We start from the raw sequence: 15,275 nt of genomic DNA on the forward strand, positions 1-15,275 counted from the left end.
CGTCCGGTGCCAGCGTCCGGGGCGGACGTCAGCGAGCCGTCCGGTTCGCTCGTGCGCGACGTGTCCAGGTGATGGCGAGGAGCGTGAAGACCAGCACCATGCCGATCGGGAAGCCGATGAGCGGGACCGCCATGATCACCGGCCACGGCATCGACGCCTGCGCACTCGAGGCCGTCAGCCACATGACGATGATGGCCGCCATGCAGAGGAAGGCAGCGATGAAGATGCCACCGATCATGAACGCCAGAGCGCGTTCGGTACGATTGAACGTCAGCGGGGGTTCTGCGGAATCCTGCGGGTTCCCGGTTGATCGGGTCGGATTGGCCATCGACCCAGGATATCCGACGCACCACGGCCGTACCACGACCTCGAGGAGTCCACGCATGCCCACCGGCAAGGTCAAGTTCTACGACGACGACAAGGGCTTCGGCTTCATCACCGGAGACGACGGCGACCAGGTGTTCCTGCACGCGTCCTCGCTGCCCGACGGCGTCGTGACCGTCAAGGCCGGCACGCGGCTCGAGTACGGCGTCGTCCAGGGCAAGAAGGGGTCGCAGGCGTTGTCCGTGCGGCTGCTGGAACCCCAGCCGTCGCTGTCGCGGATGACCCGTCGCTCCGCGGACGACATGGCCGTGATCGTCGAGGACCTGGTGAAGGAACTCGACCGGATCAGCGGAGACCTCCGCCACGGCCGCTACCCGAAGAACGGCGATCGCATCGCCGCCATCCTGCGGCACGTCGCAGACCAGTTGGAGGCGTGACCCCATGACCGAGTCCGAGACAGCAGGGGCCGAGACGGCTCCCGACGCAGCGTCGACCGACGCCGTGTCCATCGACGCAGCGCCCATCGACGCAGCGTCCGTCGACTACACCGACCTGGCGCGCGAGGCGTTGCTCGAGGTCACCCCCGAGTCGACCGTCGGCGCACCCGTCGGCACCGTTGACGAAGGGGACGGCGTCGTGTCCGTCCTGTTCGCCAACCGCCTGCCCGGGTACCCCGGGTGGCGCTGGACCGTCAGCGTCGCGAAGATCGGCGACGACGAACCCACCGTGCTCGAGGTCGAGCTGATGCCCGGGGACGGCGCGCTCGTCGCACCCGAGTGGGTTCCGTGGTCCGAGCGGCTGGCCGAGTACCGGGCCGCGCAGGAGCACGAGGCAGAGGACGGCGAGTCGGACGAGGACGACGAGTCGGACGATGACGATGACGACGACGAGTTCGACGACGACGAAGACGAGTCGGACGACGACGAGGACGACGACTACGACGACTCGGACGACGAGGACGACGAGGACGACGAAGACGAGTCGGATGACGACGACGATGACGAGTTCGATGCCGACGAGGACGACCTCGACGAGTCGGACGACGACGACATCGAGGGCGTGGACGTCGATGCGCTCGCCGATGTGAGTGACACCGACGCCTCCGACGGCGCCGACGGTGCCGACGGTGCCGACGAGGATGAGGCTCCGCAGTCGCCGCGCCGCCGCCGTGCCCGCCGCGTGCAGCCGGTCGAGCCCGACGCCGACCTCGAGGTGGACCAGCTCGACGCGGGCGAGGCCGACCCGGACTTCCACCGCGCCTGACGCACCCGTACCGACGAACGAACGGGCCCGGCACCACCGATCTGGTGGTGCCGGCCCCGTTCGGCGTTCCGGCGGGTGTCCCCGGCGTCAGCGCAGGGCGTCGACCGTGAAGTCGATCGCACGCACGAGCTTCGCGACGTCGTCCGGGTCGATCGCGGTGAACGTCGCGACGCGCAGCTGGTTGCGGCCGAGCTTCCGGTACGGCTCGGTGTCGACGATGCCGTTGGCGCGCAGCGTCGCGGCCACGGCCTTGGCGTCGATCGAGTCGTCGAGGTCGATCGTGGCGACGACCTGCGACCGCGCAGCGGCGTCGGTGACGAACGGGGTGGCGTACTCGCTCGCCTCGGCCCAGTCGTAGATCGTCGACGACGAGGTCTTCGTGCGGAGGTCCGCCCACGCCAGACCGCCGGACTCGTTCATCCACCGGGCCTGCTCGTCGAGGAGCAGCAGCGTGGAGATCGCCGGGGTGTTCAGGGTCTGGTTCAGGCGCGAGTTGTCGACCGCGTTCTTGAGCGACAGGAACTCGGGGATGTACCGGTCCGATGCGGCGATGCGCTCGATCCGCTCGATCGCCGCGGGGGAGAGCAGTGCGAGCCAGAGCCCGCCGTCCGAGGCGAAGTTCTTCTGCGGCGCGAAGTAGTAGACGTCGGTGGCGCTGACGTCGAACAGGGCACCACCTGCGGCGCTGGTCGCGTCCACGACGGTCAGCGCACCGGCGTCACCGGTCGCTCGGACGACCGGGGCCATGACGCCCGTCGAGGTCTCGTTGTGCGGGTAGGCGTAGACGTCGACGCCGTCCACCGGCTCGAGTGCGGCGAGGGAGCCGCCCGGCGCTTCGACGACGTGCGGAGCCTGGAGCCACGGGGCTGCGGCGGCCTTGGCGAACTTCGACCCGAACTCGCCGAAGGACAGGTTCTCGGCCCGACGCTCGATGAGGCCGAAGGCGGCGGCGTCCCAGAACGCTGTCGAGCCGCCGTTGCCGAGGACGACCTCGTAGCCCTCGGGGATCTGGAACAGGTCGGCGAGGCCGGAGCGGACGCTGCCGACCAGGTCCTTCACGGGCTTCTGGCGGTGCGAGGTGCCGAGGACCGTGGCGCCGCGCGTCACGAGTGCCTCGAGCTGTGCACCGCGGATCTTCGACGGACCGCAGCCGAAGCGACCGTCGGTGGGGAGGAGTTCGGCCGGGATGACGATGTCTGCCATGCACCGATCCTACCGACGCCGATCCGCATGCCCCCGCCCGTGTACCGGCCGGACGGGGTGGGTCCGGCGCACCCGCTCACCGCGTCCGATGACCCTTTCTCACGTGTGCCCGGGCGCCGGTCGGTGTTCGTCGGTGCGAACAAGTAGTGTGGTCGGCGCTGGGCCCAGACATGAGAGGCGGACCGTGACCGATCTCGTCGACACCACGGAGATGTACCTTCGCACCATCCTCGACTTGGAGGAAGAGGCGATCGTGCCGCTGCGCGCGCGCATCTCCGAGCGCCTCGGCCACTCGGGTCCGACCGTCTCCCAGACCATCGCCCGCATGGAGCGCGACGGCCTGGTCGTCGTCTCCGGTGACCGGCACCTGGAGCTCACCGACGAGGGCCGTTCCCGCGCCACCCACGTGATGCGCAAGCACCGTCTCGCCGAGCGCCTGCTGGCTGACGTCATCGGACTCGACTGGGCTTTCGTGCACGACGAGGCATGCCGGTGGGAACACGTCATGAGCGAGCAGGTCGAGGTCCGTCTGCTCGAGATGCTCGGCAACCCGACCGAGTCGCCGTACGGCAACCCGATCCCCGGGCTGGCCGAGATCGGTGGCCCCGCGGCCGCCGGGTTCCTCGACGGCGTCCAGAACATCGTCGCCGCGACCGAGGGCACCGACGCCGTCGCGACCGGCGTCATCCGACGACTGGGCGAGCCCGTGCAGTTCGAGCCGGAACTCCTGCACCAGCTCCGGACAGCGGGTGTCATGCCCGGCCGGGTCGGCAGTGTGCAGCGTGCGGGGGCCTACGTGGCGGTCCGTGTCGAGGGCGAAGACTCGGGCATCGAGCTCCCCATCGAGGTTGCCCAGCACGTCTACATCGAGCGCGACTGACCCCTCCGGGGTCGTCCCTGAGAGTCTTTACCGATTCGTTACCTCGGGGCGTTTTGTCTCGACACGGTAACGACGCCTCCGTACACTCGTCCGAGTCGCCGTGCTGCCCCTGAGCCGGAGACCCGTGGCAGGACGTCTCGAACCCGTCTCCTGCCTCGATCGGAAACGATGACGAACGGATGGGGTTGCACACCGCCGGACACCCACGGCGGCGTGATGACGAGACGTTGGAGACACACCTCTTGACGCAGACCGGTACCGCCGCGGACGACCAGACGCCCGCGAACCCGACGAACACCGAGAACGCCACCACCGCCCCGCTCACCCGGCGGGCCGTGCGCGAGACCGAGGGCCGAGCCGTCCGCAAGGTCGTGCCGGTGCGCTCCGCTCCGCTGCCCGGCGGTCGTCGTGCCGCGCAGGCCGCCGCCGCCGCGAGCACCGCGAAGGCCAGCTCGGTGTCGCGGAAGCGCAAGTTCCTCGCGCCCGTCGTCCTCACCGTCGCCGCCGGCATGTTCGGGACGGTCGCGGTCGCTCCGGCCTTCGCCGCGACGTCCGCCAGCAACTCGACCGTCGCCGCGGACGCCCAGCGTCAGGTCCGCGCCACGCAGAGCCAGGAGCTGTCGGTGTCCGACGCCGTGGCGCTGGCGGACACGAGCCGTGACGGCTACGGCGCCACCTCCACCGCGACGCTCAACGCCGAGAAGGCGGCCGCGCAGGCAGCCGCCGACCAGGCCGCTGCAGCGAAGCAGGCCGCAGCTCAGGCGAAGGAGACGCAGGCCGCCCGCGCCGCGACCGCGAAGCAGTACGCCTCGTACACCGGGCCGTCCGCGGCGGAGTACGCAGCCAGCTCGTCGGCGGCGAACACCCCGTTCTCGCTGCCGGCCGTGGTCAACACCGCCAAGCAGTACATCGGCACCCCGTACGTCGTCGGCGGCGCTGACCCCTCGGGCTTCGACTGCTCCGGCTTCATCATGTTCGTCTACGCCCAGTACGGCATCAACCTGGCGCACTCGGTGCCGCTGCAGGACCAGGCCGGCACCACGATCCCCGAGTCCGAGGCGCAGCCCGGCGACGTCGTCATCTTCAACAACGAGGCGCACGACGGCTTCTACATGGGCAACGGCATGATCATGGACGCCCCGAAGCCCGGTGGCGCGGTGTCCATCCGCCCGATCTGGACGAGCGACTACCACATCGTCCGCTTCGGCATCTAGCGAACACTGCCCCCGGGGGAGTGTGAACTTCTCCAGAACCGGCCCGCACACCCTCGTGCCGGGCCGGTTTCTGGGTTAACCTGACGCTGCACCGGTCCGCACCGGCGCGAACAGGAGACCCTCATGTCGACGTTCCGCACGACCCGCACCATGGGTCGGCGCGCGCGTGTCGACATATGGTCGAGCACAGCCTGCGTGCACGAGCACGCCCCTGCATGACGAGAGCACTGCCCATCCGGGTGGTGCTCTTCGTGGTTCCAGGGGTGTGAACAGGCCGTGTTCACCCGTTCCGCGTCGTCGGTCCGACGCACCCGCAGCGCCTGGAAGCCGTCCAGGCACGTCGGAAGGGAACCCATGCGCACTCTCGTCCTCAACGCCGGTTACGAGCCCCTCGCGGTGATCTCGTTCCGACGAGCCCTCGTGCTGGTCATGAACCAGAAGGCCGCCGTCGTCGCGGCCGACGTCGAACACCCGGTCACCGGGTCGACGTCGAGCTACGAACGTCCGACGGTCATCATCCTCACCCGCTACGTCCGCATCCCGCACTCCCGGCTCGTGCCCGTGTCCCGTCGCGGCGTCCTGCGTCGCGACGGCAACCACTGTGCCTACTGCGGCCGGCACGCCACCACCATCGACCACGTGCACCCGCGGTCGCGCGGTGGGCAGGATTCGTGGGAGAACCTGGTCGCCTGCTGCCTGACCTGCAACAACACCAAGGGCGACCGCACCCCGCAGGAGATGGGGTGGCGCCTCCGGTTCCCGCCGAAGGTGCCGCACGGGTCCTCGTGGGTCGTGCGCGGCATCGAGCGTCCGCAGGCAGAGTGGGACGAGTACCTCGTGGCCGCGTAGCGGCCGTCGATGGGAGGCACCACGAGACGGACGGGAGGCCCGTGGCGACGCCGCCACGGGCCTCCCGTCCGCCCTGACGCGCGTGCAGGGCACGCGGGGTGATCCGGGTCCGCACTACGCTGACGTGAGGACGAGTCACCAGACGCCCCGACGACCGAGACCCGCGAGGACAGCATGGCTGCAGGAGCAGATCGCTCGACCGACACGGCAGCGGCACGGAACCCGTGGCAGCGCTTCTGGGACCGCGGTGGCTGGTGGCGCGCAGTGCTCGCCGTCGTCCTCTACCTCGCCGTCTACGAGGGGCTCGGCTGGCTGAACGCCCGCACCCTCGCCAGCGACATCACCGCGGACGAGCTGTTCGCCACACCCCGCGGAGCCGTCGTGGGCGTCGCCCTGCCGATCATCGTGATGGGGCTGCTCACCCTGGTCTTCGTCCGCACGCTCGGCTGGGGGCGCGAGGTCTTCGGTCGCCAGCCACTGCCGGGGCGGGGGTGGATGTGGACCGCCGTCGTCCTGCTGCTCGTCCCGATCGTGATCCGGCTCGTCGCGACCAACTGGTCGTCGTACTCGGTCGCCGTGGTCTTCGCGGTGCTCTTCCTCGGTCTGTGCATCGGGTTCGCCGAGGAACTCGTCGCACGCGGCGTCGCCGTGAACCTGCTCCGCCGCGGGCACCACACCGAACGCACCGTCGCGCTGCTGTCGTCGGTGTTGTTCGGGCTGATGCACGCCTCGAACGCCATCGGCGGGACCCCGCTCGTCACGGTGGCCGTCACGGTCGTGTACACGTTCGGCGCCGGCATGATGTTCTACCTGTCGATGCGTGTCACGGGCAGCATCGTCCCCGCGATGCTGCTGCACGCGGCGACCGACCCGACCACGATCCTGGCGACCGGTGGCATCGACACCACCGCCGCGACCGCCGGCGACGCCGGGCTGATCAGCCTGGCGGGGATCTTCAACTTCGTCTACCCGGTGCTCGCGCTCCTGGTGCTGTTCTTCATCAAGGGCCGTGTCAGCAGCCCCGAGACCGAGACCGAGACCGAGCCCGACCCGCAGGGAGTGGCCGCATGACCGCCGCAGTCAATGGGCGTCGTGAGGTCCCGCGGCTGTTCTCGATCGCCCTCGTCGCCTGCGTGGTCTACGTGCTCATGGCTGCCGGCGTCGGGAACCTGCTCAGCGCTGTCGTCAACGGGGAGGACCACCCGATCGCGGACTGGCTCGCCGGCACCTGGATCCCGGTCAGCATCATGATCGTCGCCGGGGTGTTCTTCGCCCGGCGCTCGGGGTGGTGGAACGACATCTGGCGAGAACCGGCTGTCGCCGTCGGGCGACCCCGGCGCTGGTGGTGGCTCGCCGCTCCGGTGCTGTCCCTCGTCTCGACAGTGATCTTGTTCAGCCTCGTGCCGTGGTCCGAGGCGTCGGCCGGGATCATCGTCGTCGTGCTCATCGGTGCGCTCGGCGTCGGCATCGGCGCGGAGCTGTTCTTCCGCGGGATCCTCGTCACCGCGCTCCGCGCACATCACTCCGAGTTCGTCGTCCTCATCGTCTCCTCGGTGCTGTTCGGCCTCGCCCACGTGGTCGGCTTCGTGATCGCCGGACTCCCGCTCGGCTTGATCCTGTTCCAGGTGGCGTTCCTCAGCATGGACGGAGCACTCTTCTACGCGGCCCGCCGCGCCACCGGGAGGCTGTGGGTGCCGATGCTCTTGCACGGGCTCAACGACGCCGCGCTGTTCCTGCAGACCGCCGGACGGAACCACGAGGGCGCCGAACCACCGTCAACGACCGGGGTCATCGAGATCATCCTGATCGGGCTCTCCGTCGCGATCGCGATCAGCGTGGTGCGCGAGACGCTCCGCAGTCGACGGGACCGCCGCGCCACGCCGGGCGGCACCGAGACCACCTGACCCGGCCGGGCTGTCCGGACAGGTGCCGATCGATTTCACCTGCCGTCCACGCCGTGTGCACCGGGACGGAACCCCGCCCCACCGGTTGCCTGCGACAGTTGCGACGTCCGCACCGGACCGGCGTCCCGCACTGCCCGAAAGGTCTTCATGCCCCGCTCCGCACGTACCGCACTCGACACCGAGACGGACCACCAGCCGCTGACCGAACGGTACGACGTCGTCGTGGTCGGCGCGGGCATCGTGGGACTCGGCATGGCGTACGAGGCACTCCGGCAGGGCGCCCGGGTCGCGGTGGTCGACCGTGCGGGTGCGGTCGTCGGGGCGAGCGTCCGGAACTTCGGCCACGCCTGCGTCACCCCGCAGACCGGCGAGGCAGCCGGGTACGCCCAGGAGGCACGCCGCCGCTGGCTCACACTCGCGCAGCTCGCCGGCTTCACGGCTCGGGAACTCGGTGCCCACGTCGTCGCCCGTCGCCCCGAGGAGATGGCGGTGCTCGAGGAGTACCGCGACTCGGGCGCGGAGGTGCGGCTGGCCGACGCGGTCGAGATCGCCGCGGCCGTGCCGGTCGACCCGGACACCGCCCTGGGCGGCGCGCACCTGGCGCACGACCTGCAGGTCGACCCCCGGGAGGCAGCACCCGCGATCGCGCGCTGGCTCGCCGAGCAGGGGGTCACCTTCCTCTGGCGCACCCCCGTGCTCGAGGTCGCCGCCGGCGCCGTCCGCACCGGTCGCGGCGTCGTCGAGGGGACCAGGGTCGTCGTCTGCACGAACCACGACCTCGACCAGCTCTTCCCGGAGCTCGCCGAGTCGATCGGCCTGGTCCGCTGCCGGCTCCACATGCTGCGTGCGACGATCCCGCTCGCCTTCCCAATCGCCACACCGCTGCTGACCGGGTGGTCGCTGCTGCGCTACTCGGGGTTCGCCGCGATGCCCGGAGCGGGTGCCCTGCGGGACCGGCTCGCCGCCGACCTGCCCGAGGGGGTCCGCTGGGACCTCAACCAGATGTACACGTCGCCGCCGGACGGCAGCGTCATCGTCGGGGACACCCACGAGCGCGGGGTCGACGCTCCGCCGTTCCAGGACGAGGACGGCTTCCGGCTGCTCGTCACCGAGACCGAGCGCCTGTTCGGTGCGCCGGTCTCCGTGGTCGACCGGTGGCAGGGCGTCTACGCCTCGGCGCCGGGGCGGGAGTTCCTCATCGACCGGCCGCTGCCCGGCGTCGACGTCGTGACGGTCACCACGGGCATCGGCATGACGACCGGCCTCGGCATCGCCCCGGCGGTCCTCGGCTGAGGGGGACCGTCAGTCGCGCAGCCGCCGACCAGGCCGGCCAACGCTGCGACCCCGGCGGCCTCTGGCACCGGCGAGGTCGTCACGCGGTCGTCACACCGCGGCCACAGCCTCGTCGACCTCGGCGAGCACCGACGGAAGCTCGGCGACCGAGTCGAGGACGTGGGTGTGCTCGACCGTCGCGAAGTCCGCGTCCTGGTGCGTCCCGGTCCGCACGCCCGCCACGACGGAGGCGCCGGCGCGGTGCCCGGTGAGCAGGTCGGCGACGGTGTCACCGACGACCGCCACGGCACGGACGTCGTCGGTGCCGGTCCGGAGCACGGCGGTGAGCACCATGTCCGGGTACGGGCGCCCGCGCCCGGCGTCGGCGGGGGAGAGCGCGAGGTCGACCAGCGGCCGCCAGCCGAGCAGGTCGAGCACCGCGTCACGCGTCGCGGGCGAGAACCCGGTGGTCAGCGCGATCTGCCGACCCGCGGCGCGGAGTGCGACGAGCGTCTCGACGGCACCGTCCACCGGCCGCACGCCCCGGTCGAGGGTGCGTGCGTAGGCGCGTTCGAACGCGGTGTTCGCCGCTGCGGCGCGGACGCCGTCCCCGTCGAAGAGCGCCGTGAAGACGGCGATCTTCGACTGGCCCATGGTGTCGACGGCGTACTGCACGGCATGGTCGTGCTCGGCGCTCCCACGCTCGAGGCCGACGTCGGTGAGCGCGGTGCGGAAGGCGTCGAGCACGACGCCACCGTCGTCGACGGTGGTTCCTGCCATGTCGAGGCAGACGAGCGAGATCATGGGACTCCTGGGTACGTGCCGCCACGCCGGGACCGGCGCGGTCCGACCAGCGTCGACGCACCCCATGGCGGGCAGACGATGCGCGGGTGTCCGCCAGGTGAACGCCGCCAGGAGGCTCGTCACGGCCTGTGCGGACATGCAGCCGGTCCGCCAGGGGGAGCGGCGCCGGTCCCCGTTCGCCGATCTGCGTCGGTGGCGCCGCGTAGCGTCGGCCGCATGGGCGAGACACCGCACATCGACGGCGCGACCATCGACGACCTGCGCGCGCGGCTGCGTGCCACACGCTGGCCGGACGCACCCGCCGGGGTCGGCTGGTCGCTCGGTGCCGACTACGACGTCCTGCGGCCACTCGTCGAGTACTGGGCCGACGGCTTCGACTTCGACGCGCACCGTGCCGCGCTCGCCGCGCTGCCCTCGCGTCGTGCCGTCGTGGACGGCATCGGCATCCACGTGCTGCACGCCCGGGCCGCACAGCCGGACGCGCTGCCGGTCCTGCTCGCGCACGGCTGGCCGGACTCCGGCTGGCGGTACCGGAAGGTGCTGCCGATGCTCGTCGACTCCGGGTACGACGTCGTCGTGCCGGACATGCCCGGGTACGGCTTCTCGGATGCGCCGCCGCAGGTGCTCGACGCCCGGCAGGTGGCCGGCATGTGGGCGACACTGATGACGGATCTCGGGTACGAGCGGTTCGCGGTCTCCGGTGGCGACATCGGCACACACGTCGCCCGGTACCTGGCACTCGACCACCCCGACCGGGTCGTCGCCGTGCACCGCATCGACGGCGGGCTCGCCTGGCCGGGGCTCGACCCGTCGACGCTGTCCGCCGCCGAACGGGAGTTCGTCGCCGCGACCGACCGCTGGCGCACCGCCGAGGGCGCCTACGCGATGCTGCACCGGACGAAGCCGCAGACCGCAGCGGTCGGGCTGAACGACTCACCCGCTGGGCTGGCCGCCTGGATCGTCGAGAAGCTCCGGGCGTGGAGCGACTGCGACGGCGACCTGTGGTCGGTCTACACGCGCGACGAGGTCCTGGCGCTGCTCACCGAGTACTGGGCCACCGCCACGATCGGCTCGGCGATGCGGATGTACCACGCGAACGCCGCGATCCCTGCGGAGCAGCTGGAGCGACGGGTCGAGGTGCCGTCCGGGTTCTCGATCTTCCCCGGCGACCTGGTGCGGGCGCCGCGCGAGTGGCTCGAGCGGACCACGAACCTCGTGTTCCACCACGAACTCGACCGCGGCGGGCACTTCGCGCCGTTCGAGCAGCCCGACCTGTTCGTCGACGAACTGCACGCGTTCCTGGGGCCCTTCCGCCGCTAGAGTGGACGGGCCAGCCTCTGTAGCTCAATGGAAGAGCAGTTCCGTCCTAAGGAAACGGTTGGGGGTTCGAGTCCCTCCAGGGGCACAAACAACCGGAAGTACGGCGGTCCGCAAGCCCAAGTTTCACCCAGGTCAACGGTTACCCAGCGGTCATGACCGCCGGTCCGACACGAAAAGCGGCTGCATCCAAGTGGATGCAGCCGCTTCGTCGGTGTCGGGGCCGGGTCAGTCGATCGGCGTCTGCATCGGGGCGAGCATCTGCAGGGCTACTCGCGCGTCAGCGGGTGCCTTCCTCGCCTTCGGGACGCCCCATCAGGCGACCCGCACAGCGTCAAGCCACGCGAGGATGACAGCCCGGTCGCAGCACACACGGCCGCCAACCTTGTGCGCGGATGCGGGACACAGCGGGACATTCCGGGAAGTGCCAGAAAAAGCCCAGGTCAGTCTTGCTTGCACTCACTCCGGTCTCTCCGCGCACACCGGCACCGTGCCGTTGCTGCGTTTGACCCTCCCTGCTTGCTCTGACTGGGTTTTCTTGAAACCTGCAGCAGTCCCGCCGACGGCGCTGACGAGGGCTGTGCCGGTGGACGCACCGAGGATGAGGCTCTGCACGCCCGCAGCTACTGCGCGTCTCGAAACCCGATGAAGATGTGCCGGAGTTCAAGCATGTCCTCAGCGTCCGCGTCGGCGTACCGTCCCGACACCGCTGGTCAGCAGCGCTTGGTGCCGCCGACGCCGTTGTCGGTCCAGCAGCCACCGCCGCCAGAGCCGACTCCGCCGCCACCGACGAACTCTGGGCCCTTCCGCGGCGCAGTGGAGCCCCACGGAGCGGTCACCCTGTCGCTCTGCCCGGACGTCGTTCCGCCCGTCGCCGGCCCGCCACCAGTCGAGCGCTGCGTCACACCGGACTCGGTGCTGGTTTCCGCTGTCGCCGCAGCTGCGCGTGCGGCTGCCTGGCGGGCAGCGTCCGCGGCCTCTGCTCGCCGGACGGCTTCCGCTTCCGCGGCCTTCTTCGCGGCGGCTTCCTCGGCAGCTCTCTTCGCTGCTGCCTTCTCCGCGGCGACGCGGGTCGTCTCGTCCGCCTGGAACGTCTGGAAGTCATCAGCCAGGTCAGTTGCCGCCGTGGTGAGTTGCTTCGAAGTCATCGCCAGAACCGCCGCGCGCTCGGTGACCGCTTCCGCGTCGCCGCGGGACTCACATGTTGGCGCGGTCGCCAGCGACTGCAGCTTCTTCTGCTGGGTGGTGACGGCGGCGAGCCGGTCCTTTCCGCTGCTGCCGTGTGGCTGCGCGGTGGAGGCGGGCTTGTCGGCGTACTTCTTCGACGTCCAGCCGTCCGTGTGCGGCAGCTGCGTCGCCTCGGACTTCTTCACCGCGGTGTCGGCCGCGGCTGTCGCCCTCTTCGCGACGGCAGACGCCTTCGACAGCTTCCCGCGGGCAGCGTCACACTGACGGACCGTCTCCGCGTTCGCAGCCACAGTCACGCCGGTGCCGACGGCGATACCGCCGAGGATGACGGCCGCGGCTGTCGCGATGAGGGCGTTTCGGCGGCGATTCAGTACAGCGATGATGGGACTCCTACAGTCGGGGGGGGGGGGGCACGATGACCTGTCGGCCAGGTCGGCGAATCTGTCAGGTGTTCGGGAGCTGCCGGTCCACGATGCGGTCGGTCAGGATTGCCTGACCGACCTTGACGTTCACACGCAGCAGGTCCTTCTGCACACCGGCGAACTCGCCGACGGCGAGACGCGGTCCGAGCGCTTCCCGGTTCAGCACCTTGTGCACGACCTGCAGCGCGGCCCTGACACCGGCGCTGCGAAGTCGCTCCGCCTCCTCGGACAGGGTGGTCGCGAGGTCCGGGATCTCGTCGAAGGGGTGCGGCATGCTGCCCCTATGCGCGGACCGGCCGCACCTCCGTGGCGGGAGGTTGTGCCATCCTGGTCAGTCTCGGGGGAGGGGAAACACCATGAGGGGAACCAGCCGCAGCGTCGCCGCTGTCGTCATCGTCGCGGCGCTCGCCGCGACCATCACAGGATGCAGCAAGGCCTCGACGCCGACCATCTACTCGCACTCGGAAGCGGTCTCCGCCGACGACGAGATGTTCACCGTCCTGAACGACACCATCGACGCCACCGGCGGTCTCCAAGCATGGAAGGCGTGGTCGTCCAACAAGCCGTTGGACAAACCGGTCGGTACCGGTGACCACAGCAACGGCGGCGGTGAATGCCTGCCCACCAACGGAATGGGCATGGCAGGCGACCCGCTCGGCGACTACGACGGCGCCTCCTTGAACTCAACCGACTTCGTGGATGCTGATGCAACTCTCGCAGCTGTCAAGAAGGTCTGGACGGCCGCCGGCTACACGAACATCACCACCGACGTCAGCACCGACGCCGGCGCCGACGACGGCATCGTCGTTCGCGCCGCCCACGAAGCGCCCTCCCCCACGCTGACCTTCACCTACCGGGACACGAAGGAGAAGCAGAAGGTCCTGCTCGAAGGGGACTCCATCTGCCAGTCCTACGACTACCTCAACGACGACGAGCCGGACCGGTACGACGACCCGACTGACGCACCATCGTGAGAACCGCAACCCGGATTGCCGCTGCAACGGTCATGGCGGCGCTCGCCGCGGTGACAACCGGATGTGCGAGCACGCCGACGATCTACACACACCAGCAGGCCGACCGTGCTGACGCGGAGATGTATGAGGTGCTGAACGACGTCATCGATGCCACCGGGGGACACACAGCCTGGCGGTACTGGTCCGCGCAGCAACCACTCGACGGTCCACTGACCCGCGGACTGGCATCCTCGGACTGCCTACCAAAGGACTGGGCCGGTTTCTCGGGCCACTCCATGGGGGAAGCGGACGGTGCCTACCTCGAGACGGTGTCGAAGCGAGACCTCAGCGACATCACACAGAAGGTGAAACGGGTGTGGGCGGACGTCGGCTACACGCATGTGGACACGGACCGGTCGAACGGGCAGACGTTCATCCGCGGCACCCGCGACGACCCTTCGCCGTCCGTGAGCATCCAGTACCCCGACGGTGAGAAGGCAGCGGTGGTCACGCTCCGAGCGGGGTCCCTCTGCAAGTCGTACGACGACGACGAGTAGCGGCGGGCGTCTCAGCTCTGCCAGGCACAGTTGGTACAGCGGCCGGCGAGGATGGTACCCCGCCGGCGCTTCCCGGTGACCCGTGCCGTCGTCTCGCACGGGCTGTCCGCGCACCTTGAGATTCGTCACGTGCAGCTTCTCGTGGTGCCCGGCAACCACGACGGAAACGACGCAATCAACGGTATCCCCACCGACAGTGAAGGCGTCCATCGTTTCGACGATCGCATCGGTTTCCTCCCCCGGGGCTGGCGGGCACGCACCACCACCGGCGTGACCGTCGCTGCGCTCGGTGGCGCGAACAGCATTGATGTCGGCGCCCGGGGTCAGCAGCTCTTCGAAGATGGCGGCGTGAGCGGGTCGTTCGTGGCCGGTGGTACTACGGACAGCCCGTCCACCGCGACGAGGTCATCTGAACCGCGGCAGTAGGAGCAGAAGAGCAGCGCGAGCCCACACCGGGCTCCTGCTTCTCCTGCCTCGGAGGAGGCTTGGTCTAGAGCTGTACTGGAAGGTACTTCACCGCACACAGCACGGATGTTTGGGTAGTTCCGGGAATCGTCGGGAGCCCCGCGTCCTCAGGAAACGGCTGGGGGTTCGAGTCCCTCCAGGGGCACCAGATCGAAGCGGTTCGAGTTCCTGCCGCGCGTCGGTGTCGCTCAGCGTCTCGACGTCGCGAGGTTGACGGCGTTCACGAGGTACGAGGTCCGGGTCGCGATCGCGTACTTCACGGCGTCGCGCACCCCGGTCGGGTCCTCCGAGAACGCATCGAGGTCGGACTCCGCGATCCCGGTGAGCCACGCGATGTTCGCCACCGTCAGCCCGGAGACCTGCGTGAGACCCTCGAGCATGCCCCGGACGCGGTCATCGTCGGGCACGCTCCCAGCCGCGGCCAGCATCGCTGCGAAGACGGCGAGCCGCTGCGATTCGTCGGGAGTCAGCCCGGTCCCGAGGGCGGTCAAACCCTGGTGCTCGGTCCCTGGCCCGGCCAGGTACGCGGAGAGCGTGGACTCCGAGATCCCGGTCATCTGCGCGATCGCCTCGAGCGCGACGGAATGGTGCTCGATCAGCGCGCGGAGTTCCGCCCGGACGTCGAGGGCCTCGGCAGTCATCTCGTTCCCTTCATCGGTC

The 15,275-nt window shown here is 69.9% G+C and carries 18 protein-coding genes and 1 tRNA gene; 13 read left to right on the forward strand and 6 right to left on the reverse strand.

Going from position 1 to position 15,275, the window contains the following annotated elements; translation table 11 throughout:
* Window positions 1-28: 28 nt before the first annotated feature.
* A complete protein-coding gene (locus ITJ50_RS05405) occupies window positions 29-238 on the reverse strand; it encodes a hypothetical protein (RefSeq protein WP_017888042.1) in 210 nt (69 codons plus the stop codon).
* A gap of 145 nt (window positions 239-383) precedes the next feature.
* On the opposite strand from ITJ50_RS05405, the gene ITJ50_RS05410 reads away from it, so the two are divergent.
* Window positions 384-761 carry a cold-shock protein gene (locus ITJ50_RS05410; RefSeq protein WP_017888041.1) on the forward strand — a complete coding sequence of 126 codons (378 nt, stop codon included), beginning with the start codon at window positions 384-386 and terminating at the stop codon, window positions 759-761.
* 4 nt (window positions 762-765) lie between these two features.
* Complete coding sequence (locus ITJ50_RS05415) at window positions 766-1,587, forward strand: DUF3027 domain-containing protein (RefSeq protein WP_194590048.1); 822 nt, start codon at window positions 766-768, stop codon at window positions 1,585-1,587.
* An 87-nt stretch (window positions 1,588-1,674) separates the two neighbouring features.
* Here ITJ50_RS05415 and serC read toward each other — a convergent pair whose 3' ends face one another.
* Window positions 1,675-2,790, reverse strand: coding sequence for a phosphoserine transaminase (gene serC / locus ITJ50_RS05420; protein ID WP_194590049.1), 1,116 nt, complete (start codon window positions 2,788-2,790; stop codon window positions 1,675-1,677).
* Window positions 2,791-2,974: 184 nt separating this feature from the next.
* Between serC and ITJ50_RS05425 the strand changes: the two genes are divergently transcribed.
* The 6 genes from ITJ50_RS05425 to ITJ50_RS05450 all read left to right on the forward strand — a co-directional run bounded on the left by ITJ50_RS05425 (window position 2,975) and on the right by ITJ50_RS05450 (window position 8,930).
* The gene (locus ITJ50_RS05425) at window positions 2,975-3,670 is read left to right on the forward strand and encodes a metal-dependent transcriptional regulator (RefSeq protein WP_017888038.1); all 696 of its coding nucleotides are present in this window, start codon (window positions 2,975-2,977) and stop codon (window positions 3,668-3,670) included.
* A 242-nt stretch (window positions 3,671-3,912) separates the two neighbouring features.
* A complete protein-coding gene (locus tag ITJ50_RS05430; RefSeq protein WP_051067405.1) occupies window positions 3,913-4,884 on the forward strand; it encodes a C40 family peptidase in 972 nt (323 codons plus the stop codon).
* Window positions 4,885-5,238: 354 nt separating this feature from the next.
* On the forward strand, window positions 5,239-5,733 hold the full coding sequence (locus ITJ50_RS05435) for an HNH endonuclease (RefSeq protein ID WP_017888036.1): 495 nt from the start codon (window positions 5,239-5,241) through the stop codon (window positions 5,731-5,733).
* Window positions 5,734-5,907: 174 nt separating this feature from the next.
* Entirely contained in the window at window positions 5,908-6,804 is an 897-nt protein-coding gene (locus ITJ50_RS05440) for a CPBP family intramembrane glutamic endopeptidase (protein ID WP_194590050.1), read from the forward strand.
* Window positions 6,801-7,637, forward strand: a complete 837-nt coding sequence (locus tag ITJ50_RS05445; RefSeq protein ID WP_194590051.1) for a CPBP family intramembrane glutamic endopeptidase — start codon at window positions 6,801-6,803, stop codon at window positions 7,635-7,637. The genes ITJ50_RS05440 and ITJ50_RS05445 overlap by 4 nt, the downstream gene beginning before the upstream one ends.
* A 147-nt stretch (window positions 7,638-7,784) precedes the next feature.
* A complete protein-coding gene (locus ITJ50_RS05450; RefSeq protein WP_194590052.1) occupies window positions 7,785-8,930 on the forward strand; it encodes a TIGR03364 family FAD-dependent oxidoreductase in 1,146 nt (381 codons plus the stop codon).
* 90 nt (window positions 8,931-9,020) lie between these two features.
* On the opposite strand, the gene ITJ50_RS05455 is transcribed toward ITJ50_RS05450, so the two are convergent.
* The gene (locus tag ITJ50_RS05455) at window positions 9,021-9,713 is read right to left on the reverse strand and encodes an HAD family hydrolase (protein ID WP_140449406.1); all 693 of its coding nucleotides are present in this window, start codon (window positions 9,711-9,713) and stop codon (window positions 9,021-9,023) included.
* Between the two features lie 216 nt (window positions 9,714-9,929).
* On the opposite strand from ITJ50_RS05455, the gene ITJ50_RS05460 reads away from it, so the two are divergent.
* A complete protein-coding gene (locus ITJ50_RS05460; RefSeq protein ID WP_194590053.1) occupies window positions 9,930-11,033 on the forward strand; it encodes an epoxide hydrolase family protein in 1,104 nt (367 codons plus the stop codon).
* A 13-nt stretch (window positions 11,034-11,046) separates the two neighbouring features.
* Window positions 11,047-11,118, forward strand: a tRNA-Arg gene (locus ITJ50_RS05465).
* Window positions 11,119-11,743: 625 nt separating this feature from the next.
* Here the strand turns inward: ITJ50_RS05465 and ITJ50_RS05470 are convergent.
* Entirely contained in the window at window positions 11,744-12,403 is a 660-nt protein-coding gene (locus tag ITJ50_RS05470) for a hypothetical protein (RefSeq protein WP_140449404.1), read from the reverse strand.
* A gap of 259 nt (window positions 12,404-12,662) precedes the next feature.
* Window positions 12,663-12,914, reverse strand: coding sequence for a hypothetical protein (locus ITJ50_RS05475; protein ID WP_042540092.1), 252 nt, complete (start codon window positions 12,912-12,914; stop codon window positions 12,663-12,665).
* Between the two features lie 82 nt (window positions 12,915-12,996).
* Here ITJ50_RS05475 and ITJ50_RS05480 point away from each other — a divergent pair, with 82 nt between their 5' ends.
* From ITJ50_RS05480 to ITJ50_RS05490, 3 genes are all read left to right on the forward strand, one after another.
* A complete protein-coding gene (locus ITJ50_RS05480; RefSeq protein ID WP_071250306.1) occupies window positions 12,997-13,614 on the forward strand; it encodes a hypothetical protein in 618 nt (205 codons plus the stop codon).
* Entirely contained in the window at window positions 13,611-14,150 is a 540-nt protein-coding gene (locus ITJ50_RS05485) for a hypothetical protein (RefSeq protein WP_194590054.1), read from the forward strand. Before ITJ50_RS05480 ends, ITJ50_RS05485 begins: the two co-directional genes overlap by 4 nt.
* 75 nt (window positions 14,151-14,225) lie before the next feature.
* Entirely contained in the window at window positions 14,226-14,576 is a 351-nt protein-coding gene (locus ITJ50_RS05490; RefSeq protein WP_194590055.1) for a hypothetical protein, read from the forward strand.
* 227 nt (window positions 14,577-14,803) lie between these two features.
* Here the strand turns inward: ITJ50_RS05490 and ITJ50_RS05495 are convergent, their stop codons facing one another.
* Window positions 14,804-15,256: an HTH domain-containing protein gene (locus ITJ50_RS05495; RefSeq protein WP_194590056.1), complete on the reverse strand. Its 453-nt coding sequence runs from the start codon at window positions 15,254-15,256 to the stop codon at window positions 14,804-14,806.
* Window positions 15,257-15,275 lie beyond the last annotated feature (19 nt).

Source organism: Curtobacterium sp. VKM Ac-2889, from assembly GCF_015350855.1.
Taxonomy (GTDB): domain Bacteria; phylum Actinomycetota; class Actinomycetes; order Actinomycetales; family Microbacteriaceae; genus Curtobacterium; species Curtobacterium poinsettiae.